This window comes from Halomonas kalidii (assembly GCF_030010475.1).
GTDB lineage: Bacteria > Pseudomonadota > Gammaproteobacteria > Pseudomonadales > Halomonadaceae > Halomonas > Halomonas heilongjiangensis.
In genome coordinates, this window is sequence record NZ_JASCQN010000002.1 from 1 (window position 1) to 23052 (window position 23052).

A 23052-nucleotide genomic window follows, 5' to 3' on the forward strand; every position below is an offset into this window, starting at 1 on the left:
GAGCCAAGCTCCTACAGCGCAGGAACCAGCCCCCCTGTAGGAGCCCAGCTCCGCTGGGCGATGGCGTCGCGAAGCGGCGCGGGGCGGTCGTCTGCAGCGTTGCCGGCCACCGCCGGGGCGCCTGACGGCGCCAATCGCGCAGAGGATCTGCGCTCCCACAGGTGGCAATAACGGCCTTGCGGGGGCATCTGCCCCGTGCCAGCGCCGGAGGAGGTTCTCCTGCCGCCCCGCGGCTTCAGCGGGGCGGCAGGATCCGTCCGGGGTTCATCAACCCCTTGGGGTCGAACAGGGCCTTGATGCCCTCGGCGAGCTCCCGTTCCAGCGGCGAGAGTCGGGCCAGGTAGGCGGCCTGCTTGGTGCGGCCGATGCCGTGCTCGGCGCTGAGGCTGCCGTCGAAGTCGTCGAGCACGGTGAAGACCCGCTCCTCGAGGTCGTGCAGGTGAGGGCGCTTGTCGGCCTCGGCCATGTCCGCGGGCGGCAGGATGTTGAAGTGCAGGTTGCCGTCGCCCACATGGCCGTAGGCGATGATCTCGCACCGCGGCGAGGCGGCCATGACCGCCCGGCTCGCCGCCTCGACGAAGGCGGGGATCGCCGAGATCGGCACCGAGATGTCGGTGCGCAGGTGCTCGCCGCGTCGGCGTTGGCCCTCCAGCATGCTCTCGCGGAACTGCCACAGCTGCCGTGACTGGGCCTCGCTGCCGGCGAGCACGCCGTCGAGGATCAAGTCGCGTTCCATGCCCTGTGCCAGCAACTGTTCGACCATCTCGCCGAGGTCCACCGGGCCGCAGGCGGCCACTTCCATGAGCACGTACCAGGGGTGGGGGGCGTCCAGGGGGTCGCGCAGCGACGGCGTGGCTTCTATGGCCAGCTCGATGCACGGCCGCGGGATCAGCTCGAAGGCGGTGAGCAGGTCGCTGCAGCCCCGCCTGGCCAGGCCATACAGGGCGACCACCGCCTCCACCGACGGCAGCCCGAGCAGCGCGGTGCGTGACCGGTCGGGCAGGGGGCTGAGCTTGAGCACCGCGGCGGTGACGATGCCCAGGGTGCCCTCGCTGCCGAGCAGCAACTGGGCGAGGGCATAGCCGCGGTTGTCCTTGTGCAGGGCGTGCAGGCCGTTCCATACCCGGCCGTCGGCGAGCACCACCTCGAGACCCAGCACCAACTGGCGCATCATGCCGTGGCGCAGCACGTTGAGGCCGCCGGCGTTGGTGGCGATGTTGCCGCCGATCTGGCAGCTGCCCTGGGCGCCGAGCGAGAGGGGGAAGTCGCAGTCGTGTTCGGCGGCGGCCTGCTTGACGGTATCCAGCACGCAGCCGGCATCGACGGTCATGGTGAAGTTGATCGGGTCGATCTCGCGGATGCGGTTCAGGCGCTCGAGGCTGATCACCAGCTCGCCACCGTCGGCGTCGGGCAGGGCGCCGGCCACCAGGCCGGTATGCCCTCCCTGGGGCACCATGCACACGCCGTGTTCGTGGCACAGGCGGACCACCTCGGCGACCTCCGCGGTGGAGGCGGGGCGCGCCACGGCCAGCGGCATGCCCAGCCGGTCGTCGGCCCAGTCGCTGGTATAGCGGGCCAGGTCGGCGGGGGCGCGCAGCACGCCACGCTCGCCGAGTTGCCGTTGCAGGGTGTCGACCAGATCGCTGGGGTGTCTCATCTGTTCCTCCGGAGGCGCGGCGGACAGCGGGCCGCCCTGTCATCGTCTCGCTTGGCATTTGTGTATGAGAGGTATGCCATCGGCACTGGCATCATTGCAAGGCGAAGGCAACGACACCGCCGCCCCTCGCCCCCTGGACGGATGAGCTCGGCAGAGTTGCGTGGCCGCGAGAGAGCGGCTAGGTTTCACTGTGTTGGTATGATACGTATACAGCAAGACTCTCAGTCTCAGGAGAACAACCAGTCTCAGGAGAACAACAAGATGACTCATCCACGCCAACTCACGCCGACCCGCTGGGTCTCCATGACGCTGCTGGCCTCGGGCATCGGCATCGCCGGAATGGCCCAGGCGCAGCAGAGTCTTACCTTTGCCCACGTCTATGAAACGTCCGAGCCCTATCATGAGTGGGCGCTGTGGGCCGCCGACGAGATCGAGGCGCGTACCGACGGGCGTTACACGATCGAGGTGCATCCTGCCTCTTCGCTGGGCAAGGAAGCGGATATCAATGAAGGCCTGAGCCTGGGGACCGTGGATCTGATCTATACCGGCAACCAGTTCGCCGGCCGCTCCTATGGGCCCATCGGCATTGCCGGGGCGCCCTACATGTTCCGCGACTTCGATCACTGGCAGGCCTATGCCGACAGCGAGCTGTTCCAGGAGATCGCCCAGGGCTATGAGGACGCCACCGGCAACGTGCCGCTGGCGATGAACTACTATGGCCGCCGTCACACCACGTCCAACCGGCCGATCGATAGCCCCGAGGACATGCAGGGCCTCAAGATCCGGGTGCCCAACGCGCCGATGTACATGATGTTCCCGGAAGCCACCGGGGCCAATCCGACGCCCATCGCCTTCGCCGAGGTCTACCTGGCCCTGCAGCAGGGGGTGGTGGACGCCCAGGAGAACCCGCTGCCGACCATCCGCGCCAAGGCCTTCCACGAGGTGCAGGACCATATCAACCTCACCGGCCATATCACCGACTCGTTGATTACCATCGCCGGTGGGCCGCTGTGGAATCAGCTCTCCGAGGAGGATCGCGAGATCTTCCGTGAGGTGTACATGGAAGCCGGTGAGCGGATCACCGAAGACATCCTGCAGCAGGAAGCCGATCTCGTGGCCTGGTTCGAGGAACAGGGCACCACGGTGAACGAGGTGGAGACCGAACCGTTCCGCGAGGCGGTGCTGCCGCACCACAATGGCGAGGCGGCCACCTGGGATCAGGGAACCTATGACCGGGTGCAGGCGATCGGTCAGTGATCGTGGCTTGATGTCCGTCATGCCGTGCCTCGTCGAGAGCGGCGAGGCACGGTGACAAGGAGCTCGGCATGACCGATGACCGTTTGCCCCCCGAGCAGGAACTTGGTTCGATCGAGGCCGAAGAGCAGGATCGATTCGATTTCAAGGCGTATGCCGTCGAAGACTACCTGACCCTGGTGCTGTTCTGGCTACTGCTGGGCATCGTGTTCCTGCAGTTCTTCAGTCGCTATGTGCTGGGGGACTCCATCGCCTGGACCGAGGAAATGGCACGCTATTTCCTGATCATGGTGGGCTTCCTGGGGAGTGCGATGGCCGTCAGGAAGAACTCGCATATCGCCGTGGAATTCTTCTATCGCTACCTGCCCGGCCGGATTGGCCTCACCATGTCGATGATCGTCGACGCGGTGAGGGTCGTCTTTCTCGTGGGGGGATGCTGGATCACCTACCAGCTGGCCGACCGGACCAATGCGATGATGGTCTCGGTCGACATTCCCAAGAGCTATCTCTACTACCTGGTGTTCGTCGGCTTCCTGATGATGTTGGTACGTGCCCTCCAGGTCGCCGTCCGCCATTGGCGTGAGGGAACCAGCGAGCTGATCTTCGACGCAGACGACGAATGACAAGACGCCACGGGAGAACGTCCATGCCGGTCACCTCACTCACCGGGCGACGAGGCCTCCTGGTCCCGCCGGTCATTGCCGGCCTCGCCGTCGCACTCTGCCTGTTCCTGGCCGTTCAGGGGCACTACCTCGCTTTCCTGTTCGCGAGCCTGTTCACCATGCTGCTGATCGGCGTGCCGATCGCGATCGGCCTGGCGGGCTCGTGCCTGATGTATGTCTACCTGAGTGGTCAGGTGCCGGACGTGGTGGTCGCACACCGCATGATCAACGGTGTCGACAGCTTCCCCCTGCTGGCGATTCCCTTCTTCATCCTGGCCGGCAACCTGATGAACAATGGCGGTATCACGACCCGGATCTTCGACTTCGCCAAGGCGCTGATGGGCTGGATGCGGGGCGGCCTGGGGCACGTCAACGTCGGCGCGAGTATCGTCTTCTCCGGGATGTCGGGCGCCGCGGTGGCCGATGCCGGCGGCCTCGGTACGATCGAGATCAAGGCCATGCGGGATGCCGGCTATGATCAGGAGTTCGCGGTAGGGATCACGGCGGCGTCTTCCACGATCGGACCGATCATCCCGCCGAGCCTGCCGATGGTGATCTATGGGGTCATGGCCTCGGCCTCGGTCGGACAACTGTTCGCCGCCGGGCTGATTCCGGGCCTGCTGATGGGGGCGGTGCTGATGCTGATGATCACGCTGCTGGCGCGACGCCGTGGCTATGCGCGTGATGCACGCTTCTCGGTAGGCTTCCTGGGCCAGGCCACCAAGCGAGCGCTGCTCTCGCTGCTGACCCCGGTGATCATCGTCGGTGGCATCATCACCGGCGCCTTCACGCCGACCGAGGCCGCGATTGCCGCGGTCATCTATGCCCTGTTCCTGGGCACGGTCGTGTATCGCTCCCTGACCTGGCGGCGCCTGCTCCGGGTCAGCATGGAGACCATCGAGACCACGGCGGTGATCCTGTTCATCGTGGCCGGGGCTTCGATCTTCGCCTGGATCCTGACCAGCAACCAGGTCACCCAGCATGTGGTGGCGCTGCTGGGGCCCTTCGCGGACAGCCAGGTCGCCGTCCTGCTGTTCGTCAACCTGGTGCTGATCGTCGTCGGCTGCTTCATGGAGACCATCGCCGCGATCACCATCCTGGTGCCGGTGCTGCTGCCGCTGGCCGTGGCCGTCGGTGTCGATCCGGTGCACTTCGGGGTGATCATGGTGCTCAACCTGATGATCGGCCTGTTGACCCCGCCGGTGGGGATGGTGCTCTACGTGCTGTCGAGGGTATCGGGCATCTCGTTCGAGAAGTGCATGCGCGGCACTTTCCCGTTCCTGATCCCGCTGGTGATCGCGCTGCTGCTGGTCACCTTCATTCCGTCGCTGTCCATGTGGCTGCCGACCCTAGTCTACCGCTGAGCCCGATGAGGAGGGTATCCGCCCGATGAACGACACCCGGAGAGACGCTCGCCCGCAGGACTTTCGCGTGGCGGTCGACGACCTCGAACGCTTCATGCTCGCGCTGCTGCGCCGGGCCGGTGCCGACGAGGCATCGGCCGACGCCGTCACCCGTGCCCTGGTCACCGCCTCGCGGATGGGTACCGACAGCCACGGCCTGCGCCTGCTGCCGCACTATCTCCAGGCGCTCGAGGGCGGCCGTATCCGGGGGGCGCCGAGGATGCGCTTCACCCGGCACCTGCCGGCCACCGGTTACCTGGATGCCGGCGACGGCTTCGGCCACCTGGCCGGCTACACGGCCATGGACCAGGCGGCGACGATGGCCGAGGAGGTCGGGGTGGGGGCGGTGGCGGTCGGCAATTCCTCCCATTTCGGTGCCGCGGGCTGCTACGCCCTGTCCGCCGCCGAGCGCGGACTGATCGGGCTGGCGGTGTGCAATTCGGACCCCTTCGTGCTGCTCCACCAGGGCAGGGCACCCTTCCACGGCACCAACCCCATCGCCTTCGCCGCACCGGTGGCCGGGCAGTCGCCTTACCTGCTCGACATGGCGACCAGTTCGATTCCCTGGAACCGGGTGCGGCAGTACGGCGCCATCGGGCACGAGCTGCCCGACCAGGTCGCCGCCGACGCCGAGGGCCGGGTGACGCGGACGCCGGCCGAAGTCGCCGCCCTGCTGCCGCTCGGGGGCAGCGACTTCGGCTTCAAGGGCGCGGGGCTCGCTGGCATGGTCGAGGTGCTGAGCTCGACGCTCTCCGGCATGCTCAATGGCTTCCGCCTGCTGCCCATGGGCGGGCCGGACTTGGCGACCCCGCGCGGGGTCGGTCACTTCTTCCTGGCGTTGAATCCGGCGGCCTTCGTCGAGCGCTCGACCTTCGCGTCTTGCCTGGGCGACTACCTGGCCGACCTGCGTGCCCAGCCGGCTGGCAGTGGCGCCGAGGTGCTGGCCCCCGGCGATCGCGAGTGGCGCTGCCAGGCCCGGCGCGATGCCGAGGGCATCCCCCTGGACAGCGCCAATCAGACGGCCTATGCCGCCCTGGCCGAGGCAACCGGCATCGAGCCGCTGAAGCGCCTGGGCTGACGCGGTTGTCGGGCGAAAATGCGGTAACATGGCGGTAGCGAGGGGGGTGAGGTTCACGACCCCGTTTCGACCAGTCAGGAGAAGGGTGCATGACCAGATATCGGGTGGAGCGCAAGACGCTGTCCGAACAGGTGTCCGAACAGCTCGAGGCGGAAATCCTCGAGGGAAGGCTCAGCGAGAACGACCAGTTGCCTTCCGAGCGCGAGCTGATGGAACAGTTCGGGGTCGGCCGCCCCGCGGTACGCGAAGCGCTCTTCCACCTCCAGCAGCTGGGGCTCGTCGCCATCAACAGCGGCACCCGGGCGCGGGTCATCCGGCCGACCGCCGAGTCGGTGATGGCGAGGCTGTCGGGCGTGACCCGGCAACTGCTCTCGAAGCCCGACGGACAGCAGTACTTCCAGGAGGCCCGGGCGCTGTTCGAGATCTCGCTGGCGCGCTATGCCGCCCGCCATGCCGACGACGAGGACCTGGCGCGCCTGCGCGCCGCCCTGCAGGACAACCGCGATGCCCTCGGCGACGAGGCGCGTTTCAAGCGCTCCGACAACGACTTCCACGGGGTGCTGGCGAGCATCGGGAAGAACCCCATCTTCGACGCCATCCACGTCGCGCTCTCCGAGTGGCTCGACGACCGCCGCGCCCAGGTGCTGCAGCAGAAGGACGAGGACAAGGCCGCGCTGGCGGCTCATGTCGAGATCGTCGAGGCCATCGAGTCCCGTGACCCCGACGCCGCCGAAGCCGCCATGCGCCGCCATCTCGACCGCCACTACGGCACCTATATGCAGCTCAAGAAGCGCCTGGCCGACGCCGAGTGAGCCGCGGGTAGGTGTCGGAGCCGGATTCCGATGACGTTTCGGTTGATCGCCCCACGCCGCTTCGCGCCGCCATCGCCACCTGTAGGAGCGCAGATTTTCTGCGCGATTGGCGCCGTAGGTGCCTCGGCGGTGACCGCCGACGCCGCAGACGACCGCCCCGCGCCGCTTCGCGCCGCCATCGCCCAGCGGAGCTGGGCTCCTACAGGGTGGTAATTGCACCGTCGGGTAGGAGATTGGCGCCGCAGGCGCCCCGGCAGATTCTGGGGAGCTCATCCGGGGCGTTCAGAGCGAGACGCCGCGCTTCCAGGGGATGAAGTCGTACTGGGCCAGGGCGACCGCCCTGGGCCGGTAGCGCCCGGAGGCGGTGTCGATGCACTGCTGCAGCAGGTGCCCGGCGAGCTCGTCGATGGTCGCCTCGCCGCGGATGATCGGGCCGGCATCGAAGTCGATGACATCGGCCATGCGCGCCGCCAGCTCGCTGTTGCTCGAGATCTTCAGCACCGGGGTGACCGGGTTGCCGGTGGGGGTGCCGAGGCCGGTGGTGAACAGGATCAGGTTGGCGCCGGAGCCGGCGAGCGCCGTGGTCGATTCCACGTCGTTGCCCGGGGTGCAGAGCAGGTTGAGGCCACGGCGCACCTGGGGCTCGGTGTAGTCGAGCACGTCGACCACCGGGCTGTCGCCGCCCTTCTTGGCGGCGCCGGCGGACTTCATGGCGTCGGTGATCAGGCCGTCGCGGATGTTGCCCGGCGAGGGGTTCATGGAGAAGTCGGCGCCGACCCGGGCGGCATGCTGCTGGTAGGCGCCCATCAGCGCCTCGAAGCGCGCGGCGACCCGGTCGTCGCGACAGCGGGCGATCAGCTCGTGCTCCACGCCGCACAGCTCCGGGAACTCGCTGAGGATGCCACTGCCGCCCAGCGCCACCAGGCGATCGACCACCGCACCGACCAGCGGGTTCGCCGACAGCCCCGAGAAGCCGTCGGAGCCGCCGCACTCCACGCCGATCGAGAGCTCGGCGAGGGGGGCCGGGGCGCGCTCGACCCGGTTGGCCAGCGCCAGGCCGTCGAAGATGGTGGTCAGCGCCTCGCGGATCAGCGCCTCCTCGCTGGCGCTGGCCTGTTGCTCGAGGTAGTGCACCGGGCGCAGCCCCTGGGGGTCGCGTTCGGCCACCGCGGCCTCGAGCATCTCGATCTGGGCCTTCTGGCAGCCCAGGCTCAGCACCGTGGCGCCGGCGACATTGGGGTGGCAGACGTAGCCGGCGAGCAGCCGGCAGAGGGCCCGGGCGTCGTCGTCGGTGCCGCCGCAGCCCAGGGTGTGGGTGAGAAAACGCACGCCGTCGACGTTGGGGAAGAGCCGTTCGCGGGGTGGGGTGGCCTCCTCGGCCACCGGTGCGCCGTGCAGCAGCTCGCGGGCCAGGCGCTTGTAGTCGCGGTAGGGGTCCTCGCCCAGGGCGTCGGCGACGCTCTGGCGCAGTACCTCGATGTTGCGGTTCTCGCAGAACACCAGCGGCACCACCAGCCAGACGTTGGCGGTGCCGACCCGCCCGTCCGGGCGGTGATAGCCGTCGAAGGTGGCGCCGGCGAAGGCGTCGACGTCGGGTGCCTGCCAGTGGCCGCGCCGCGCCTGGGGCCGGGTGGTGGCGGTGCTGTGCTCGGTATTCTCGGTGGTGATGGCCTCGCCTGCGGCGATGGGCCGGGTCGCCCGGCCGACGGTGACGCCGTACATGATCACGCTGTCGCCCTCGGCCAGCGGGCCGAGGGCGAACTTGTGCTTGTGGCGGACGGGACCGACCAGGCGAACCTGGCAGCCGCCGTCCTCGACCACCGAGCCCCCGGGCAGGTCCTTGAGCGCCACGCGGACGTTGTCGGCGGCATGCACCCGCAGGGTCGCGAGTCGCCCGGCATCGCTGGCAATGGGGTGGGTCATCGTCCGGCTCCTGGCAGGGGATCGAAAGAGAGCGGTTCAGGCCGGCTCGTCGGCGACCACCGACTGGCTCTGCTCGCCGAGCCCCTCGATGCCCAGGCGCATGAGCTGGCCGGGCCGCAGGTAGACCGGGGGCTGCTGGCCCATGCCGACGCCGGGTGGGGTGCCGGTGGAGATGACGTCGCCCGGCTGCAGGCTCATGAAGCGGCTCAGGTAGCTGATCAGGAAGGGCACGCGGTAGACCATGGTGCGGGTGCTGCCGTCCTGGTAGCGGTGGCCGTCGACCTCGAGCCACATGGCCAGATCGTGGGGGTCGGCGATCTCGTCGGGCGTGACCAGCCAGGGCCCCAGGGGGCCGAAGGTGTCGCAGCCCTTGCCCTTGTCCCAGGTGCCGCTGCGCTCGAGCTGGAACTCCCGCTCGGAGACGTCGTTGACCACGCAGTAGCCGGCCACATGGTCCAGGGCGTCGGCCTCGTCGATGTGGCGTCCGGCCTTGCCGATCACCACGCCGAGCTCCACTTCCCAGTCGGTCTTCCGCGAGCCGCGGGGGATGATGACGTCGTCGTCGGGACCACAGATGGCGCTGGTCCACTTGTTGAAGACCACCGGCTCGGCAGGCACCTCGGCGCCGGTTTCGGCGGCGTGGTCGGAGTAGTTCAGCCCGATGCAGATGAACTTGCCGACCCGCCCCACGCAGGGGCCGAGCCGGGTGTCGGCGGGTACCGCGGGCAGCCGCTCCGGGTCGATTCCGGCCAGCACCGCCAGGCGCTCGCGACCCAGGTGGGGGCCGTCGATGTCGGGGACATGGGCCGAGAGGTCGCGGATCACGCCGTCGGCGTCGAGCAGCCCGGGTTTCTCGTGGCCCCTGGGGCCGAAGCGCAGCAGTTTCATGTGTGGGTTCCTTGGGTCGTTGCGGGGATGTCGTGCGGGGGCGCTCAGTTGAGCCAGCCGCCGTCGATGATCTGCACCGTGCCGGTGGTATAGCCCGATTCGTCCGACGCCAGGTAGGCGGCCAGGGCGGCGATCTCCTCGGGGGTGCCGAGCCGTCCCAGCGGCTGGCGGGCGATGAAGGCGTCATGGACCTCCGCTTCCGAGCGCTGCTCCCGTGCGGCCTGGTCGCGGATGCGCTGGCGCAGCGAGGGGGAGTCCACGGTGCCCGGGCAGATGGCGTTGCAGCGGATGCCCTGGCCGACGAAGTCGGCGGCCACCGACTTGGTCAGGCCGATCACCGCGGCCTTGGAGGTGCCGTAGGCGAAGCGGTTGGGGACGCCCTTCAGGCTCGAGGCCACCGAGGCCATGTTGATGATGCTGCCGCCGCCGCGGGCGAGCATGCCGGGTAGCAGGGCGCGGATGGTGCGGTACATGGCGGTGACGTTGAGGGCCAGGGAGCGCTCCCAGTCGGCCTCCTCGCACTCGAGCAGGGTGCCGTTGGCGACGAAGCCGGCGCAGTTGAAGAGGATGTCCGGGGCCGGCAGCGCGTCGGCCAGGGCGGCGATCGCCCCGGGATCGAGGACGTCGAGGCGGCGGGTCTCGAGCCCCGGCGTGGCGTCCAGCTCGCGTAGCCTGTCCGGGTCGATGTCGGTGGCGATCACCCGGGCGCCCTCCGCGGCGAAACGCAGGGCGGTGGCGCGGCCGATGCCCTGGGCGGCGGCGGTGATCAGGGCGGTCTTGTCTCGCAGTCGCATATCCGGTCCCTGGTTGTCGGTGTTGGTTGTTGCTGTTGTGGGCGCCTGGCCAGGGCGTCGTCCGGTGCGGTTCACCCGACTGGCTCGGCTCGATTTATTCGGTCATATGGTATGACAGGATACCTGCCAGATGATCAATTCGAGTATGGATCAGTTTCCGGGCCCTGCCAACCGGTGGCCGGGAGGGCGGGGAGAGGAAGCGGGCGGCCTCGAGGGCCGCCCGTGGGGTGACAAACAAGGGGAGGGAGCGGGGGTCAGCGCGTCGCGAGGGCCTTCTCGAGGATCGCCAGCCGACCGGGGACCAGGGCGTCCTCGACGGCGGTGATGCGCAGCACATGCCCCAGCGCCGGGTCGGCGGGGCGGGCGATCAGGCGCCCGGCGTCGAGCAGCTCGCCATGGACGCGTCCGGCGAGCTCGGCGTCGGGCAGCCGCAGGCCGATGAAGTTGGTGGCGCTGGGCAGGACGTCGGCGCCCAGGGCGCGGAAGTGCGCCGCCAGGCGCGCGCGGCGTTCGAGCACGGCGGCGACATGGGCCCGGCTCTCCGCGGGGTGGTCGAGCACCACCTCGGCGGCGGCCTGGGAGAGCGTCGAGACCGCGTAGTGGATGCGCACCTTCATCATCACCGCCAGCGTCTGCGGTTCGGCGATGGCGTAGCCGACCCGCAGGCCGGCCAGGCCATGGGCCTTGGAGAGGGTGCGCAGGCGAATCACGCCGGGGAGCGCCTCGCGGGCGAAGGGGGTGTCGGCGTCGTCGCGGAAATCATGATAGGCCTCGTCGAGCAGCAGCCAACAGTCGTCGGGCAGCTCGGCGCGCAGGCTACGCACGGCGTCGTCGTCGTGCAGGTGGCCGCTGGGGTTGTCGGGGTTGGCCAGGTAGACGAGCCGGGCGTCGTGCGCGTGGGCGGCCCGCGCCAGGGCCTCGAGGTCCGGGGCGAGGCGGCCCGGTCCCTCGTCGTAGGGCACTTCCACCAGCCGGCAGCCCTGGCCGCGGGCGAAGTACCCGAAGGTGGGGTAGGTGCCAGCGGTGCCGACCACGGTGAGGCCGGGTTCGGCCACGGCGCGCAGCGTCAGGGCGATCAGGCTGTCGGCCCCGGCATCGACCAGCAGCGCCTCGAGGGGGATGCCCTGCTGGTCGGCCAGGCGCCGGCGGATGCCCAGGGCCTCGGCGTCGCCGTAGCTGTAGACGTGCTCGACCATGGCATCGCCGAAGTGGGCGCGCAGGGCACGGTGGGGCATGTCGAGGCCCTCGTTGGAGCCTAGCTGGTGGGGAATCTCGCGTCCCAGGCGGCGTTCGAGCACGCGCACGCCCGGGAAGGGATTGGTCGGGCCGTCACCTAGCAGGTGGTCGGGGTAGCGGGGCATGGGGTCTCCCGGTTTTGGGTCATGGTCGGGTCGGATGGGTCCATCCCCATACGGTATCAAGAATCACGATGGTCATGGCCGAGTCTCCGTGGCAGGTGCCGGATCGGCCTCGGGAGCCAGCACCTTGTAACGGTTGAGCAGCCCGTGGGGGTCGAGGGCCTGTTTCAGGGCATGCATCAGGGCGATCTCCTCGGCGCTGCGCGACAGGCCCAGGTAGGCGCGCTTCTCCAGGCCGATGCCGTGCTCGGCGGAGATCGAGCCGCCGAGGGGGGCCAGCGGCGCATAGACCAGCTGCTCCACGGCGCGGCGCGTGTCGGCGTCGGCACTGCCGGCGCCGATGGAAATGTGCAGGTTGCCGTCGCCCAGGTGGCCGAAGGTGACCATGCTGGCGCCCGGCCGGTCGCGGGCCAGGGCTCGCTCCAGGGTGTCGACGTAGGCGGCCATCTCGGGGATCGGCAGGCTGACGTCGAAGGTGAACAACGGGGCCAACGCCTCGATCAGCCCCTCGATGTCCTCGCGAATGGCCCAGAGGCCCCGGCGCTGGGCATCGGAGTGGGCGAGCACGGCATCGGCGATCAGTTCGCGTTCGAGCGCCGTCTCGAGCGCCGTCGAGAACTGCCCGGCGTGGCTCTGCGGGTCGGTGCCCAGCGACTCCAGGATCACGTAGAAGGGAGCATCGGTGACCAGCGGCGGCGTGTGACGGCCGCTCTCCTCGGTGAGCAGCCGGTAGTGGCTCTGCCACATCACCTCGAAGGCCGCCAGGCTGCCGCCCAGCGCCTGGCCCATATGCGCGAGCAGGCCGGTCAGGGCCGCGAACGAGGGGCAGGCGACCAGGGCGGTCCGGACGTCCGGGGTCGGCGGCTGCAGGCGCAGCACCGCCCGGGTGACGATGCCCAGCGTCCCCTCGCTGCCGATGAACAGCTGCTTGAGGTCGAAGCCGGCGTTGTTCTTGAGCATCCGGTTCATCGAGCTGATCACGCTGCCGTCGGCGAGCACCGCCTCGAGGCCCAGCACCTGCTGGCGCATCATGCCGTAGCGGATCACCCGGATGCCGCCGGCGTTGGTGGCGATGTTGCCGCCGATGGTGCAGCTGCCGCGGGCGCCGAGGTCGAGGGCGAACTGCCGGTCGACCGCCTCGGCGGCCTCCTGGACCTTCTGCAGCGGGGCACCGGCCTGCACGGTGAGGCTGCCCCCGACGGGGTCGACGGCCTCGATGGCGGTCATGCGCTCCAGCGAAATGGCGATCTCGTCCGGAGTGGCCTCGGCGCCGTGCACCAGCCCGGTCAGGCCACCGTGGGTGACCACCGGCTGCCGGGCGGCGTGGCACAACCGCATCGTCGCGGCGAGTTCCCCGGTGTCGGCCGGGCGGACGATGGCCCCGGCGCGGCAGGGGGCGCCGCTCATCCAGTCGACGCACCTGGCGGCGACGTCGGCGCCGGTGAGCACGTTGGCGGCACCGACGACGGCGGCGATCTCTGCGAGTAGTGTGTCCATTGCTGATTCAGGCTCCTGATCCTGCGGGGGCAGGCCCCAAAGTTTGCTGAGGGGTCTGACCCCAAAATGGGCTTAGGCGCGCTCGTCTGCTCGACGTTGCGGGATGTGGCTCTCCTGGTCTCCGGGGTCAGATGATCCCGGCGCTGCGCAGCTTGGCGCGGGTGGCGTCGTCGATGCCGAGTTCGTCGAGCACCTCCTCGGTGTGCTGGCCCAGGGCCGGGCCGCCGTTGCCGAGCCGGCCGGGGGTGGCACCGAGCCGCGGCAGCACGCCCGGCACCTTGAGCGGGCGGCCGTCGGGGCGGACGAAGGTCTGGATCATCTCCCGGGCCAGGTAGTGGGGGTCGGCGGCGATGTCGGCGGCGGTATAGGGGTAGCCGGCGGGCACCCGGGCGGCATCGAGCGCCGCGAGGATCGCGTCGCGCCCGCGTTCCCGTGTCCAGGCCTCGATGGCGGCGTCGATCATCCCGGCCTGGCGGGCCCGGCCGTCGTTATGGGCGAGCGCCGGCGCTTCGGCCAGGTCGGGGCTGTCGATCACCGCCATCAGGCGCTTGAAGATGCTGTCGCCGTTGCCGGCGATCAGCACGTAGTCGCCGTCGCGGCAGCGGTAGGCGTTGGAGGGGGTGATGCCGGGCAGGGCGCTGCCGCTGGGCTGGCGGACCTCGCCGCTGGCGTCGTACTCCGGCAGCAGGCTCTCCATCATGGCGAACACCGACTCGTAGAGGGCCACGTCGATCTCCTGGCCCAGGCCGCTGCGGTGGCGCTCCTGCAGGGCGAGCAGGGTGCCGATCACCGCATAGAGCGCCGAGAGGGAGTCGCCGATGCTGACACCGACCCGTACCGAGGGCTCGCCTGGCTGGCCGGTGAGATAGCGCAGCCCACCCATGGCCTCGCCGATGACGCCGAAGCCGGGCTTGTCGCGGTAGGGGCCGGTCTGGCCGTAGCCGGAGATGCGCACCATGATCAGCGTCGGGTTGATGGCGGACAGCGTGTCATAGCCGAGCCCCCAGCCTTCCAGGGTGCCGGGGCGGAAGTTCTCCACCAGGACGTCGGCCTCGGCGGCGAGCCGGCGCACCAGGTCCTGGCCCTCGGTCGAGCGCAGGTCGAGGGAGACCGAGCGCTTGTTGCGGGTCTGCACGTGCCACCAGAGCGAGGTGCCGTCCTCGAGCATTCGCCATTTGCGAAGGGGGTCGCCGGTGCCGGGGGGTTCGATCTTGATCACGTCGGCGCCGAATTCGCCGAGCAGCTTGGTCGCGAAGGGGCCGGCGATGAGCTGGCCGAGCTCCAGTACCTTCAGGTCGGCCAGCGGGAGTCGGCGTGTCTCCGGAGTCGTCATGGGGGGCACTCCTCGTACGTTGTCTCGTCAGGATGCGTCAGCAATCGGTCCCCCGCAATCGACCTCCCGGCGGGTGATGTTCCGGTGGGGCGGCAGTGCGGCGACGTCCTCGGGCTGCAGGGCCCGGGCCCCCCGGTAGGTGTCGTCGACGATGACGTGGCTGGTGGGCCGTGAACGCCCGCCGCCGCCATGGGTCAGAGCATCATGACATTGCAGGGAGCCCGATATGCTCGCGAGTATTCAGCGTTTCTTCCAGCAGGCCCTCGCCGAACCCGAGAGCGGCAGCGGCCCGGCCCCCACCCTGGAGCTGGCCGTGGCGGCCCTGCTCTGCGAGGTGGCGCGAGCCGACTACCACACCGACGAGAGGGAACTCGAGGCGATGCGCGAGTTGCTCAAGCGTCACCTGGCCCTGGGGGATGCCGCGGTGGAGGAGCTGATGATGCTGGCTCGAGAGGAGGTCGAGACCTCGGTGGATCACTACCAGTTCGTCAGCCTGATCAAGCAGCATTACGCCTATGAGCAGCGCTGCGCGCTGGTCCACATGATGTGGCTGCTGGCCCATGCCGACGGCGACCAGGATGCCCTGGAGGAGCACCGCATCCGCCGCCTGGCCGACCTGCTGCACGTCAGTCACTCGGATTTCATCCGCACCAAGCTCAGGGCGCAGGAGGGGTAGCGGCCAGGCACTCGGTCGCTTGACCTGGGTCGGCTTCATCGGCGTCGTCTCCTTGCTACGCTTTGTCTGAAAACTGCCTGCGCTCGCCCATCCGGCGTTAAAAATCGGCTCAAAGTACTCATTTACACTGCGTAAACTCCGTCTTTTCGTCGATTTTTGCCTTGTCTGGCCATCGCTCGCCGACTTTTCAGACAAAGCTTAGAATGGGTGTATCGGGCTCCGCCGGGTGGCGGAGCCCTTTGCATGGCGCACGACAGCGTGTCCAACGACAGGGAGAGGCAGATGTCTCGCGAGATCATCGTACTGGGGGCCGGCATGATCGGCGTCTCGATTGCCTGGCATCTGGCCCGGCGCGGCCATTCGGTGGTGCTGGTGGATCGCCGCGAGCCGGGGCGGGAGACCTCCTTCGGCAATGCCGGGATCATCCAGCGCGAGGCGGTCAAGCCCTATCCCTTTCCCCGCGACCTCGGCACCCTGGCACGGGTGCTGCCGAACCGGGCGGTGGACATCCGCTACCGTCTCGGCGGCGTGATGCGGGCGGCGGGTCCGCTGCTGCATTACTGGCAGCACTCCTCCCCGCGGCGCTACGACAGCATCGTGCCCGAATACGCCTCGCTGATCTCGCTTGCCCTCGACACCCATGCACCGATGATCGAGGCCGCCGGTGCCGAGGCGCTGGTACGCAAGGAGGGGTGGCTCGAGGTCTATCGCACGGTCGAGGGGCTCGACGCCGAACGGCGCGAGGCCGAGGAGGCGGCCGCGCGGTTCGGGGTCAACCACCGCCTGCTGGATGCCGACGCCCTGCAGGCGCTGGAGCCACATCTCACCGACGGTCTTGCCGGCGCCATCCACTGGCTGGACTCCTGGACGGTGGCCGACCCCGGGGCCCTGGTGCAGGCCTATGCCACCTCGATGGAGGCCGCCGGGGGGCGGCTGATGCGTGCCGAGGTGAGCGATATCTCCCGGGCGGGTCAGGGCTGGCGGGTGACCACCGACCAGGGAGCGCTGGAGGCCGGTGAGCTGGTGCTGGCCATGGGGCCCTGGTCCGGTGACTGGCTATCCCGGCAGGGCATTGCGGTTCCGCTGTTCGTCAAGCGCGGCTATCACATGCACTACGCCGCCAAGGGCGAGGCGCGACTCGGCAACTGGGTCATGGATGCCGAGGTGGGCTACCTGCTGGCGCCGATGCGTGCGGGCATTCGGCTGACCACCGGCGCCGAACTGGCTCGCCGCGAGGCCCCGCCACACCATGGCCAACTGGCCGCGGCGGAGCAGGTGGCGCGGCGCTTCTTCCCGCTGGGTGAGCGGCTGGATCCCGAGCCCTGGAAGGGCGCGCGACCCTGCACGCCGGACATGAAGCCGGTGATCGGCCCGGTCCCCGACCGCCAGGGGCTCTGGCTCGCCTTCGGCCATGGCCACCAGGGCTTCACCCTGGGGCCGGCGACCGGTCGACTGCTGGCCGAGATGATCGACGGTGAGCCGACGGCGATCGACATGGCGCCGTTCCGCGTCGACCGCTTCTGAATCAGGCGCTGCCCTGGCGGCGTCCGTTGAAGTGATGGATCAGCCACTTGGTGAACAGGGTCAACACGAAGACACCCCAGCCGGCGGTGGCGAGGACGTTGAACAGCAGCATCTTCTGGATGCCGCCGAGCGGGGTGAACAGGGTCTCGATGACGATGGCGATAAGGAAGGCCAGGGTGAGCGGCAGGGCGAGGATGTGCATCCACATCTCGGTACGCCGCTTGCGCACGTGGTAACGGCGCAGCAGGACCCGGAAGGGGCGGTGCACGAAGCTCACCAGGATCATGCTGCCGAGTCCCAGCAGCGCGGCCAGGGTGGGTTCGATGCTGCCGATGCGGGCGGAAATGCTGATCGACCAGAACACCGCCAGCCACATGACTCCGGCCAGGACGGCGACCAGATCGGCGTAGTGACGCACCTTCGGCATGTTGTCTCCTTCGATGGATCTGCCGGCATGATACGGCAATTTTCCCGGCGGTGAAGGGGGGCGTCGCGACCCGTGGCGCCCGGCCGCTTCCCCCTTGCGGTATACTGGCGCGACCGACGATCCACTTGCCGATACAGGACGCGCCGTGAACTCGATCACCCTGACCCGCCCCGACGACTGGCACCTGCACCTGCGCGACGACGAGGCGCTCGCCGCCGTGGTGGCCGCTACCGCCCGTCAGATGGGGCGTGCCATCATCATGCCCAACCTCAAGCCGCCGGTGACCACCACCGAGCAGGCCAGGGCCTATCGCGAACGGATCCTGGCGGCCCTGCCCGAGGGCAGCCGCTTCGAGCCGTTGATGACGCTCTACCTCACCGACAACACCCCGGCCGAGGAGATCGAGCGGGCCGCCGCCAGCGGCCTGGTGCAGGCGGTGAAGCTCTATCCCGCCGGGGCCACCACCAACTCCGACTCCGGCGTCACCGACCTGGCCCACTGCGACGCGGCCGTTGCCGCCATGGCGCGCCTGGGCGTGCCGTTGCTGGTGCACGGCGAGGTGACCAGCGCCGAGATCGACATCTTCGATCGCGAGGCGGTGTTCATCGAGCGGGTCATGAAGCCGCTGCTGGAGCGTCATCCGGACCTCCGGGTGGTGTTCGAGCACATCACCACGGCCGATGCCGCCGAGTTCGTCGCTGCCGCCCCGGCCAACGTGGGGGCCACCATCACCGCCCACCACCTGCTGTTCAATCGCAACCACATGCTGGTGGGTGGCATCCGCCCGCACTACTACTGCCTGCCGATCCTCAAGCGCGAACGCCATCGCGAGGCGTTGCTGGCGGCGGCCGTCTCGGGCAGCCCCAAGTTCTTCCTGGGCACCGACAGCGCCCCCCATGCCCGGGGCGACAAGGAGAGCGCCTGCGGCTGTGCCGGGGCCTATACCGCCCCGGCGGCCATCGAGCTCTATGCCACCGCCTTCGAGCAGGGAGGTGCCCTGGAGCGCCTCGAGGGTTTCGCCAGCCACTTCGGCCCGGACTTCTACGGCGTGGCCCGCAATGCCGACCGCGTGACCCTGGTCCGTGAGCCCTGGACGCTGCCCGAGACGCTGCCCTATGCCGGCGGCCAGCGCATCGTGCCGCTGATGGCCGGCGAGACCCTGGAGTGGAAGCTGAAGGAATGAAGCGTCGAGGCCGCCCCTAGGGCCTCCCGCCGGCTATACCTTGTCGGCGACCGGCTGCGGGCTCGCCTGGGCGACCGGGCTGGCCAGCCGCTCGACCATGGCCTCGACCATGCGCGCCGAGTGCGCGGCGGCCTTCTCGAGAAACTGCTCGAAGGAGAGGTGGTTGTCGCCGCCGCCGGCGATATCGGAGAGCGCGCGGATCACCACGAAGGGGCAGCCATAGAGGTGGCAGGTCTGGGCGATGGCCGCGGCCTCCATCTCGGCGGCGAGCATGGTGGGGAAGCGCGAGCGGGTCTTCGATACCAGGTCGGGGCAGGCCATGAACACATCCCCGGTGGCGATCAGCCCCTCGACCACACGCACCTCGCCGAGGGCCTCGACGCACTGCCGCGCGACCCTGACCAGTCGTTCGTCCGGCAGGTAGGCGGCGGGCATCTGCGGTACCTGGCCGTGCTCGTAGCCGAACACCACGGCGTCGACGTCGTGGTGGCGCACCTCGCTGGAGACCACGATATCGCCGATCTCGAGGCCCTCGCCGAAGCCGCCGGCCGAGCCGGTATTGATGATCGCCTCGGGCCGGTAGACATCGAGCAGCAGGGTGGTGCCGATGGCGGCGTTCACCTTGCCGATCCCGGATTGCAGGATCACCACCTCGACCCCGTGCAGGCGCCCCAGGTGGAAGGTACAGCCGACATGAGCCCGGGTGCGTGGCTCGTCCAGCAGGGAGGCGAGGTGCTCGACCTCCTGGGCCATGGCGCCGATGATGCCGATCCGTTTCATGCGAACACTTCCGTCCACTCGTGGCGCTTGTCGAGGAAGCCGCGGGCGATGGCCTTGGCGCCCTCCAGGCTGTGGCTGGCGGCCCAGCCACACTGCATCTCGTTGCAGGCCGGCACCGCGTCGGCCACCAGCACGTCCTCGAGGGTCTTCTGCAGCAGGGTCAGCACGTCGTCGTAGTCGTCATGGTTGATCAGCGCCACGTAAAAGCCGGTCTGGCAGCCCATGGGGCTGATGTCGACGATGCGATCGGAGTGGTTGCGCGACAGCTCCGCCATCAGGTGCTCCAGGGAGTGCAGCGCCGGCATCTCCATGTGCTCCCGGTTGGGCTGGCAGATGCGCATGTCGTACTTGTGGATGCGGTCGCCGTTCAGGCCGGTCTTGATGTCGGCCAGGCGCACATAGGGGGCCTTCACCTTGGTGTGATCCAGGTTGAAGCTTTCCACGTTCATCTTGTCGCTCATCGACGGGCCTCGCGTTGCGGTGGGTGGGCGTCTCGGGGAGTCGGGCGCGCATTCTAGCGGAGTGCGCGCCGGTGTGCATGTATCGGCCGGTCAGGCCGGCTGGTGTCCGACCGCCATGGCGTCGTGCAGCTCCGCCGCGACCAGGGTGTTCTCGAGCAGCGAGGCCACCGTCATGGGGCCGACGCCGCCGGGCACCGGGGTGATCCAGCTGGCGCGCTCGGCCGCTGGCTCGAACTCCACGTCACCCACCAGGCGGCCATCCTCCTCGCGGTTGATGCCGACGTCGATGACGATGGCGCCGTCCCTGACCCATTCGCCCTTGACCAGTCCCGGCCTGCCCACCGCCACCACCAGCAGCTCGGCGCGGCGGACATGCTCCTCGAGGTTGCGGGTGAAGCGGTGGCAGACGGTGGTGGTGCAGCCGGCGAGCATCAGCTCGAGCCCCATGGGGCGACCGACGATGTTGGAGGCGCCGACCACGGTGGCGTCCAGGCCGCGCACCTTGAGGCCGCTCTCCTGAAGCAGGGTCATCACCCCCTTGGGGGTGCAGGGCCGCAGCATCGGCAGGCGCTGGGCCAGTCGGCCCAGGTTGTAGGGGTGGAAGCCGTCGACGTCCTTGTGGGGCAGGATGTGCTCGAGGATCGGCCGGGCATCCAGGTGCTCGGGCAAGGGCAGCTGGACCAGGATGCCGTCGACACGGGGGTCGGCGTTGAGGCGGTCGACCAGCCCCTCGAGCTCCTCCTGGGAGGTCTCGGTGGGGAGCTGGTAGCGGAAGGATTCGATTCCCGCCTCCACACAGGCATTCTGCTTGTGGCGCACGTAGACGGCGGAAGCGGGGTCCTCGCCCACCAGCACCACGGCCAGGCCGGGAGTGCGAGCGCCGGCGTCATGGCGCACCTGCACCTGGCGGGCGACCTGCTGGCGGACTCGGGCGGCAATGGCCTTGCCATCGATCAGTTGGGCTGTCATCGAACTTCCCCTGGTGGTGAGTGGTGGGCGGCGCGGGCGCTCGCAGCGTCCACGCGGGCGAAAGGCAGACGATTTTCGCATGACGGGCCGCCGAGGCAAAGCGTCGGGGCCCGTCGTGACGCCGTTCGTACTTGACCCGGGGGGAAAGTTCCGTAGAATACGCAGCGCTTGGCGAGGCCCCTGCGGCGGCGCCAGGGCCGCTTGATCGCTGGCGGGGTGTAGCGCAGTCTGGTAGCGCGCCTGCTTTGGGAGCAGGATGTCGGGGGTTCGAATCCCTCCACCCCGACCACAACTTGTTGATTGAACGGGCTTATTTTTCAATCAGGGGTTGCGGTCACGAGGTCCGGAACGTAGAATGCGCCTATAGCTCAACCGGATAGAGCAACGGCCTTCTAAGCCGTAGGTTGCAGGTTCGAGTCCTGCTGGGCGCGCCACCTGCGGTGGCGGCGAGTCTCGGTCGAGCGAGTGTCGAAATGGTGGATGTAGCTCAGTGGTAGAGCCCCGGATTGTGGCTCCGGTGGTCGTGGGTTCGATCCCCATCATCCACCCCATTGCGACACGGGCGGTTGCGGTACAGGCAGTCAAGGCAGTGGTGGATGTAGCTCAGTGGTAGAGCCCCGGATTGTGGCTCCGGTGGTCGTGGGTTCGATCCCCATCATCCACCCCATCCCTTGACAGGTCCCGGCTCCTCGTCTTTTCTATTGCTATCCGCACACCATTCTCTGATTCATCCTGCGCACGGGCTGCCCTTCGGCACTCCGATTTTTCTGTTTTCCGTCTCTGGGTCTTTCGAGTCGCTGCCGGTGGCGCCCTTGCACTCCGATCTTTTTCGCCGGCATGCCTTGCAACGCGCCCCCGGTGCCCCCATTTGGCGGGTATGGTGCTTGCCAGTGCCGGGTGGGATTCTTAGAATCTCTCCCTTGACCCTATTCACGCTTTCATCAGAACGCCCCCAGTCGGTAGAGGACTATTCATGCAAGTTTCCGTCGATACGACCTCCCAGATCGAACGCCGCATCATCGTGCAGGTGCCGGCAGCCGAGGTCGACGAGGCCGTCGCCGCCCGTCTCAAGGACGCCGCCAAGAACGTTCGCATGGACGGGTTCCGCAAGGGCAGGGTGCCGATGTCGGTGATTCGCCAGCGCTACGGCCGCGACGTGCGCGACGAGGTGGTGGGCGAAGTGATGCGCGAGCGCTACGTGCGTGCCATCACCGAAGAGAACCTCAACCCTGCCGGCTTCCCGCAGATCGAGGCCACCGTCAACGAATCGGGCAAGGATCTGGAATTCACCGCCACTCTGGAGGTCTACCCAGAAATAGAGCTGGCCTCCATCGAGGGCACCGAGGTGGAGCGCCCGGTGGTCGAGGTGACCGAGGCGGATGTCGACGAGATGGTCGAGACCCTGCGCAAGCAGAACGCCGCCTGGGAAGCCGTGGAGCGTGCCGCCGAGGATGGCGACCAGGTGACCATCGACTTCCAGGGCTTCCTGGGCGACGAGCCTTTCGAGGGCGGCAGCGCCGAGGGGCACAGCCTGGTGCTGGGTTCCGGCAACTTCATTCCCGGTTTCGAGGAGCAGCTGGTCGGCGCCAGCGCCGGTGAGGAGAAGGAGCTCAAGGTCACCTTCCCCGAGGACTACCAGGCCGAGAACCTGGCGGGCCAGGAAGCGACCTTCAAGGTCAAGGTTCACCAGGTCAGTGCCCAGGCCCTGCCCGAAGTGGATGCCGAGTTCGTCAAGAAGTTCGGCGTCGAGGACGGCGACCTGGAGAGGTTCCGTGCCGAGGTCACCCGGAACATGACCCGCGAGGCGAGCCAGGCGGTGGACAACCGCGTCAAGCAGCAGGTGCTCGAAGCGCTCAAGAAGGCCAACGACATCCCGGTGCCCCAGTCGCTGGTGCAGCAGGAAACCGACGGCCTTAAGCGCCAGGCGGCCCAGCAGTTCGGCCTGGGGGAGGACTTCGACGTCTCCCAGCTGCCCAACGAGCTGTTCGCCGAACAGGCGAAGAGCCGCGTGCAGGTCGGCCTGCTGCTGGCCGAGGTGATCAAGTCCCATGAGATCGAGGCCTCCGACGACGAGCTCAAGGCCAAGGTCGAGGAGCTTGCCGAGCAGTACCAGGAGCCGGAGCAGGTGGTCGAGTACTATCTCGGCAACGATCAGCTCAAGACCCAGGTCAAGTCCGCTATCCTCGAAGAGAAGGCCGTCGACAAGCTGCTCGAGCAGGCTACCGTCAAGGACGCGGCGATGAGCTACCAGCAGGTGCTGGCGGCTGCCCAGCAGGCCGAGAGTGACGAGGCCGAAGAGATCGAGGAGAGCGAGGAGAGCGGCGAGGAGAGCAAGGCCTGATCGCCTCCTTCACGTACTCCTTCCCCGCCGGC

The 23052-nt window shown here is 68.6% G+C and carries 20 protein-coding genes and 4 tRNA genes; 13 read left to right on the top strand and 11 right to left on the bottom strand.

From position 1 onward, the window contains the following. Positions 1–235 precede the first annotated feature (235 nt). The gene (locus QLQ85_RS00010) at positions 236–1657 is read right to left on the bottom strand and encodes an FAD-binding oxidoreductase (RefSeq protein WP_282737143.1); all 1422 of its coding nucleotides are present in this window, start codon (positions 1655–1657) and stop codon (positions 236–238) included. Between the two features lie 261 nt (positions 1658–1918). On the opposite strand from QLQ85_RS00010, the gene QLQ85_RS00015 reads away from it, so the two are divergent. The 5 genes from QLQ85_RS00015 (at position 1919) to nanR (ending at position 6866) form a co-directional block, all read left to right on the top strand. Continuing rightward, positions 1919–2914: a sialic acid TRAP transporter substrate-binding protein SiaP gene (locus tag QLQ85_RS00015; protein ID WP_282737144.1), complete on the top strand. Its 996-nt coding sequence runs from the start codon at positions 1919–1921 to the stop codon at positions 2912–2914. A 68-nt stretch (positions 2915–2982) separates the two neighbouring features. Then, the gene (locus QLQ85_RS00020; RefSeq protein WP_282737145.1) at positions 2983–3534 is read left to right on the top strand and encodes a TRAP transporter small permease; all 552 of its coding nucleotides are present in this window, start codon (positions 2983–2985) and stop codon (positions 3532–3534) included. A gap of 23 nt (positions 3535–3557) precedes the next feature. Beyond that, positions 3558–4937, top strand: a complete 1380-nt coding sequence (locus QLQ85_RS00025; protein WP_282737146.1) for a TRAP transporter large permease — start codon at positions 3558–3560, stop codon at positions 4935–4937. Between the two features lie 25 nt (positions 4938–4962). Beyond that, positions 4963–6054, top strand: coding sequence for an Ldh family oxidoreductase (locus QLQ85_RS00030; RefSeq protein WP_282737147.1), 1092 nt, complete (start codon positions 4963–4965; stop codon positions 6052–6054). Between the two features lie 89 nt (positions 6055–6143). After that, positions 6144–6866, top strand: a complete 723-nt coding sequence (gene nanR, locus QLQ85_RS00035) for a transcriptional regulator NanR (protein WP_282737148.1) — start codon at positions 6144–6146, stop codon at positions 6864–6866. A 282-nt stretch (positions 6867–7148) separates the two neighbouring features. Here the strand turns inward: nanR and QLQ85_RS00040 are convergent, their stop codons facing one another. The 6 genes from QLQ85_RS00040 to QLQ85_RS00065 form a co-directional block, all read right to left on the bottom strand. Then, entirely contained in the window at positions 7149–8789 is a 1641-nt protein-coding gene (locus tag QLQ85_RS00040; protein WP_282737149.1) for a UxaA family hydrolase, read from the bottom strand. A gap of 36 nt (positions 8790–8825) precedes the next feature. Continuing rightward, positions 8826–9677, bottom strand: coding sequence for a fumarylacetoacetate hydrolase family protein (locus tag QLQ85_RS00045; protein WP_282737150.1), 852 nt, complete (start codon positions 9675–9677; stop codon positions 8826–8828). A 44-nt stretch (positions 9678–9721) separates the two neighbouring features. Beyond that, positions 9722–10471 carry an SDR family oxidoreductase gene (locus QLQ85_RS00050; protein WP_282737151.1) on the bottom strand — a complete coding sequence of 250 codons (750 nt, stop codon included), beginning with the start codon at positions 10469–10471 and terminating at the stop codon, positions 9722–9724. Between the two features lie 254 nt (positions 10472–10725). After that, a complete protein-coding gene (locus tag QLQ85_RS00055) occupies positions 10726–11832 on the bottom strand; it encodes a pyridoxal phosphate-dependent aminotransferase (protein WP_282737152.1) in 1107 nt (368 codons plus the stop codon). Between the two features lie 72 nt (positions 11833–11904). Beyond that, on the bottom strand, positions 11905–13326 hold the full coding sequence (locus QLQ85_RS00060; RefSeq protein ID WP_282737153.1) for an FAD-binding oxidoreductase: 1422 nt from the start codon (positions 13324–13326) through the stop codon (positions 11905–11907). Positions 13327–13453: 127 nt separating this feature from the next. After that, positions 13454–14659 (bottom strand): CaiB/BaiF CoA transferase family protein, encoded by a 1206-nt coding sequence (locus QLQ85_RS00065; protein ID WP_282737154.1) that lies wholly within the window; start codon positions 14657–14659, stop codon positions 13454–13456. A 226-nt stretch (positions 14660–14885) separates the two neighbouring features. Between QLQ85_RS00065 and QLQ85_RS00070 the strand changes: the two genes are divergently transcribed. Together QLQ85_RS00070 and QLQ85_RS00075 are read left to right on the top strand one after the other, a co-directional pair. Further along, complete coding sequence (locus QLQ85_RS00070; protein WP_282737155.1) at positions 14886–15335, top strand: tellurite resistance TerB family protein; 450 nt, start codon at positions 14886–14888, stop codon at positions 15333–15335. Between the two features lie 282 nt (positions 15336–15617). After that, complete coding sequence (locus tag QLQ85_RS00075) at positions 15618–16859, top strand: NAD(P)/FAD-dependent oxidoreductase (protein WP_282737156.1); 1242 nt, start codon at positions 15618–15620, stop codon at positions 16857–16859. 1 nt (position 16860) lies between these two features. Here QLQ85_RS00075 and QLQ85_RS00080 read toward each other — a convergent pair whose 3' ends face one another. Then, positions 16861–17286 (bottom strand): hypothetical protein, encoded by a 426-nt coding sequence (locus QLQ85_RS00080; RefSeq protein ID WP_282721861.1) that lies wholly within the window; start codon positions 17284–17286, stop codon positions 16861–16863. 145 nt (positions 17287–17431) lie between these two features. Here QLQ85_RS00080 and pyrC point away from each other — a divergent pair, with 145 nt between their 5' ends. Continuing rightward, the gene (pyrC, locus tag QLQ85_RS00085; protein ID WP_282737157.1) at positions 17432–18469 is read left to right on the top strand and encodes a dihydroorotase; all 1038 of its coding nucleotides are present in this window, start codon (positions 17432–17434) and stop codon (positions 18467–18469) included. A 33-nt stretch (positions 18470–18502) separates the two neighbouring features. Here pyrC and mtnN read toward each other — a convergent pair whose 3' ends face one another. The 3 genes from mtnN to folD all read right to left on the bottom strand — a co-directional run bounded on the left by mtnN (position 18503) and on the right by folD (position 20679). After that, on the bottom strand, positions 18503–19249 hold the full coding sequence (mtnN, locus tag QLQ85_RS00090; protein WP_282737158.1) for a 5'-methylthioadenosine/S-adenosylhomocysteine nucleosidase: 747 nt from the start codon (positions 19247–19249) through the stop codon (positions 18503–18505). After that, complete coding sequence (locus QLQ85_RS00095) at positions 19246–19710, bottom strand: S-ribosylhomocysteine lyase (protein ID WP_282721864.1); 465 nt, start codon at positions 19708–19710, stop codon at positions 19246–19248. The genes mtnN and QLQ85_RS00095 overlap by 4 nt, the downstream gene beginning before the upstream one ends. A gap of 90 nt (positions 19711–19800) precedes the next feature. After that, positions 19801–20679 carry a bifunctional methylenetetrahydrofolate dehydrogenase/methenyltetrahydrofolate cyclohydrolase FolD gene (gene folD / locus QLQ85_RS00100; RefSeq protein ID WP_282737159.1) on the bottom strand — a complete coding sequence of 293 codons (879 nt, stop codon included), beginning with the start codon at positions 20677–20679 and terminating at the stop codon, positions 19801–19803. A 212-nt stretch (positions 20680–20891) separates the two neighbouring features. Between folD and QLQ85_RS00105 the strand changes: the two genes are divergently transcribed. From QLQ85_RS00105 to tig, 5 genes are all read left to right on the top strand, one after another. After that, positions 20892–20968: transfer RNA gene (locus QLQ85_RS00105), tRNA-Pro, on the top strand. A 68-nt stretch (positions 20969–21036) separates the two neighbouring features. Beyond that, a tRNA-Arg gene (locus tag QLQ85_RS00110) sits at positions 21037–21113 on the top strand. Between the two features lie 42 nt (positions 21114–21155). Beyond that, positions 21156–21230: transfer RNA gene (locus QLQ85_RS00115), tRNA-His, on the top strand. Between the two features lie 41 nt (positions 21231–21271). Next, positions 21272–21346: transfer RNA gene (locus QLQ85_RS00120), tRNA-His, on the top strand. Positions 21347–21652: 306 nt separating this feature from the next. Further along, positions 21653–23020, top strand: coding sequence for a trigger factor (gene tig, locus QLQ85_RS00125; protein WP_282737160.1), 1368 nt, complete (start codon positions 21653–21655; stop codon positions 23018–23020). Positions 23021–23052: the final 32 nt, after the last annotated feature.

Coding starts and splice junctions, on each gene's coding strand:
- QLQ85_RS00020 (WP_282737145.1), top strand. CDS start 2,983: ATGACCGATGACCGTTTGCCCCCCGAGCAGGAACTTGGTTCGATCGAG.
- folD (WP_282737159.1), bottom strand. CDS start 20,679: ATGACAGCCCAACTGATCGATGGCAAGGCCATTGCCGCCCGAGTCCGC.
- QLQ85_RS00015 (WP_282737144.1), top strand. CDS start 1,919: ATGACTCATCCACGCCAACTCACGCCGACCCGCTGGGTCTCCATGACG.
- mtnN (WP_282737158.1), bottom strand. CDS start 19,249: ATGAAACGGATCGGCATCATCGGCGCCATGGCCCAGGAGGTCGAGCAC.
- QLQ85_RS00060 (WP_282737153.1), bottom strand. CDS start 13,326: ATGGACACACTACTCGCAGAGATCGCCGCCGTCGTCGGTGCCGCCAAC.
- QLQ85_RS00030 (WP_282737147.1), top strand. CDS start 4,963: ATGAACGACACCCGGAGAGACGCTCGCCCGCAGGACTTTCGCGTGGCG.
- QLQ85_RS00045 (WP_282737150.1), bottom strand. CDS start 9,677: ATGAAACTGCTGCGCTTCGGCCCCAGGGGCCACGAGAAACCCGGGCTG.
- QLQ85_RS00095 (WP_282721864.1), bottom strand. CDS start 19,710: ATGAGCGACAAGATGAACGTGGAAAGCTTCAACCTGGATCACACCAAG.
- QLQ85_RS00065 (WP_282737154.1), bottom strand. CDS start 14,659: ATGACGACTCCGGAGACACGCCGACTCCCGCTGGCCGACCTGAAGGTA.
- QLQ85_RS00040 (WP_282737149.1), bottom strand. CDS start 8,789: ATGACCCACCCCATTGCCAGCGATGCCGGGCGACTCGCGACCCTGCGG.
- tig (WP_282737160.1), top strand. CDS start 21,653: ATGCAAGTTTCCGTCGATACGACCTCCCAGATCGAACGCCGCATCATC.
- QLQ85_RS00055 (WP_282737152.1), bottom strand. CDS start 11,832: ATGCCCCGCTACCCCGACCACCTGCTAGGTGACGGCCCGACCAATCCC.
- QLQ85_RS00025 (WP_282737146.1), top strand. CDS start 3,558: ATGCCGGTCACCTCACTCACCGGGCGACGAGGCCTCCTGGTCCCGCCG.
- QLQ85_RS00070 (WP_282737155.1), top strand. CDS start 14,886: ATGCTCGCGAGTATTCAGCGTTTCTTCCAGCAGGCCCTCGCCGAACCC.
- QLQ85_RS00075 (WP_282737156.1), top strand. CDS start 15,618: ATGTCTCGCGAGATCATCGTACTGGGGGCCGGCATGATCGGCGTCTCG.
- QLQ85_RS00080 (WP_282721861.1), bottom strand. CDS start 17,286: ATGCCGAAGGTGCGTCACTACGCCGATCTGGTCGCCGTCCTGGCCGGA.
- QLQ85_RS00050 (WP_282737151.1), bottom strand. CDS start 10,471: ATGCGACTGCGAGACAAGACCGCCCTGATCACCGCCGCCGCCCAGGGC.
- nanR (WP_282737148.1), top strand. CDS start 6,144: ATGACCAGATATCGGGTGGAGCGCAAGACGCTGTCCGAACAGGTGTCC.
- QLQ85_RS00010 (WP_282737143.1), bottom strand. CDS start 1,657: ATGAGACACCCCAGCGATCTGGTCGACACCCTGCAACGGCAACTCGGC.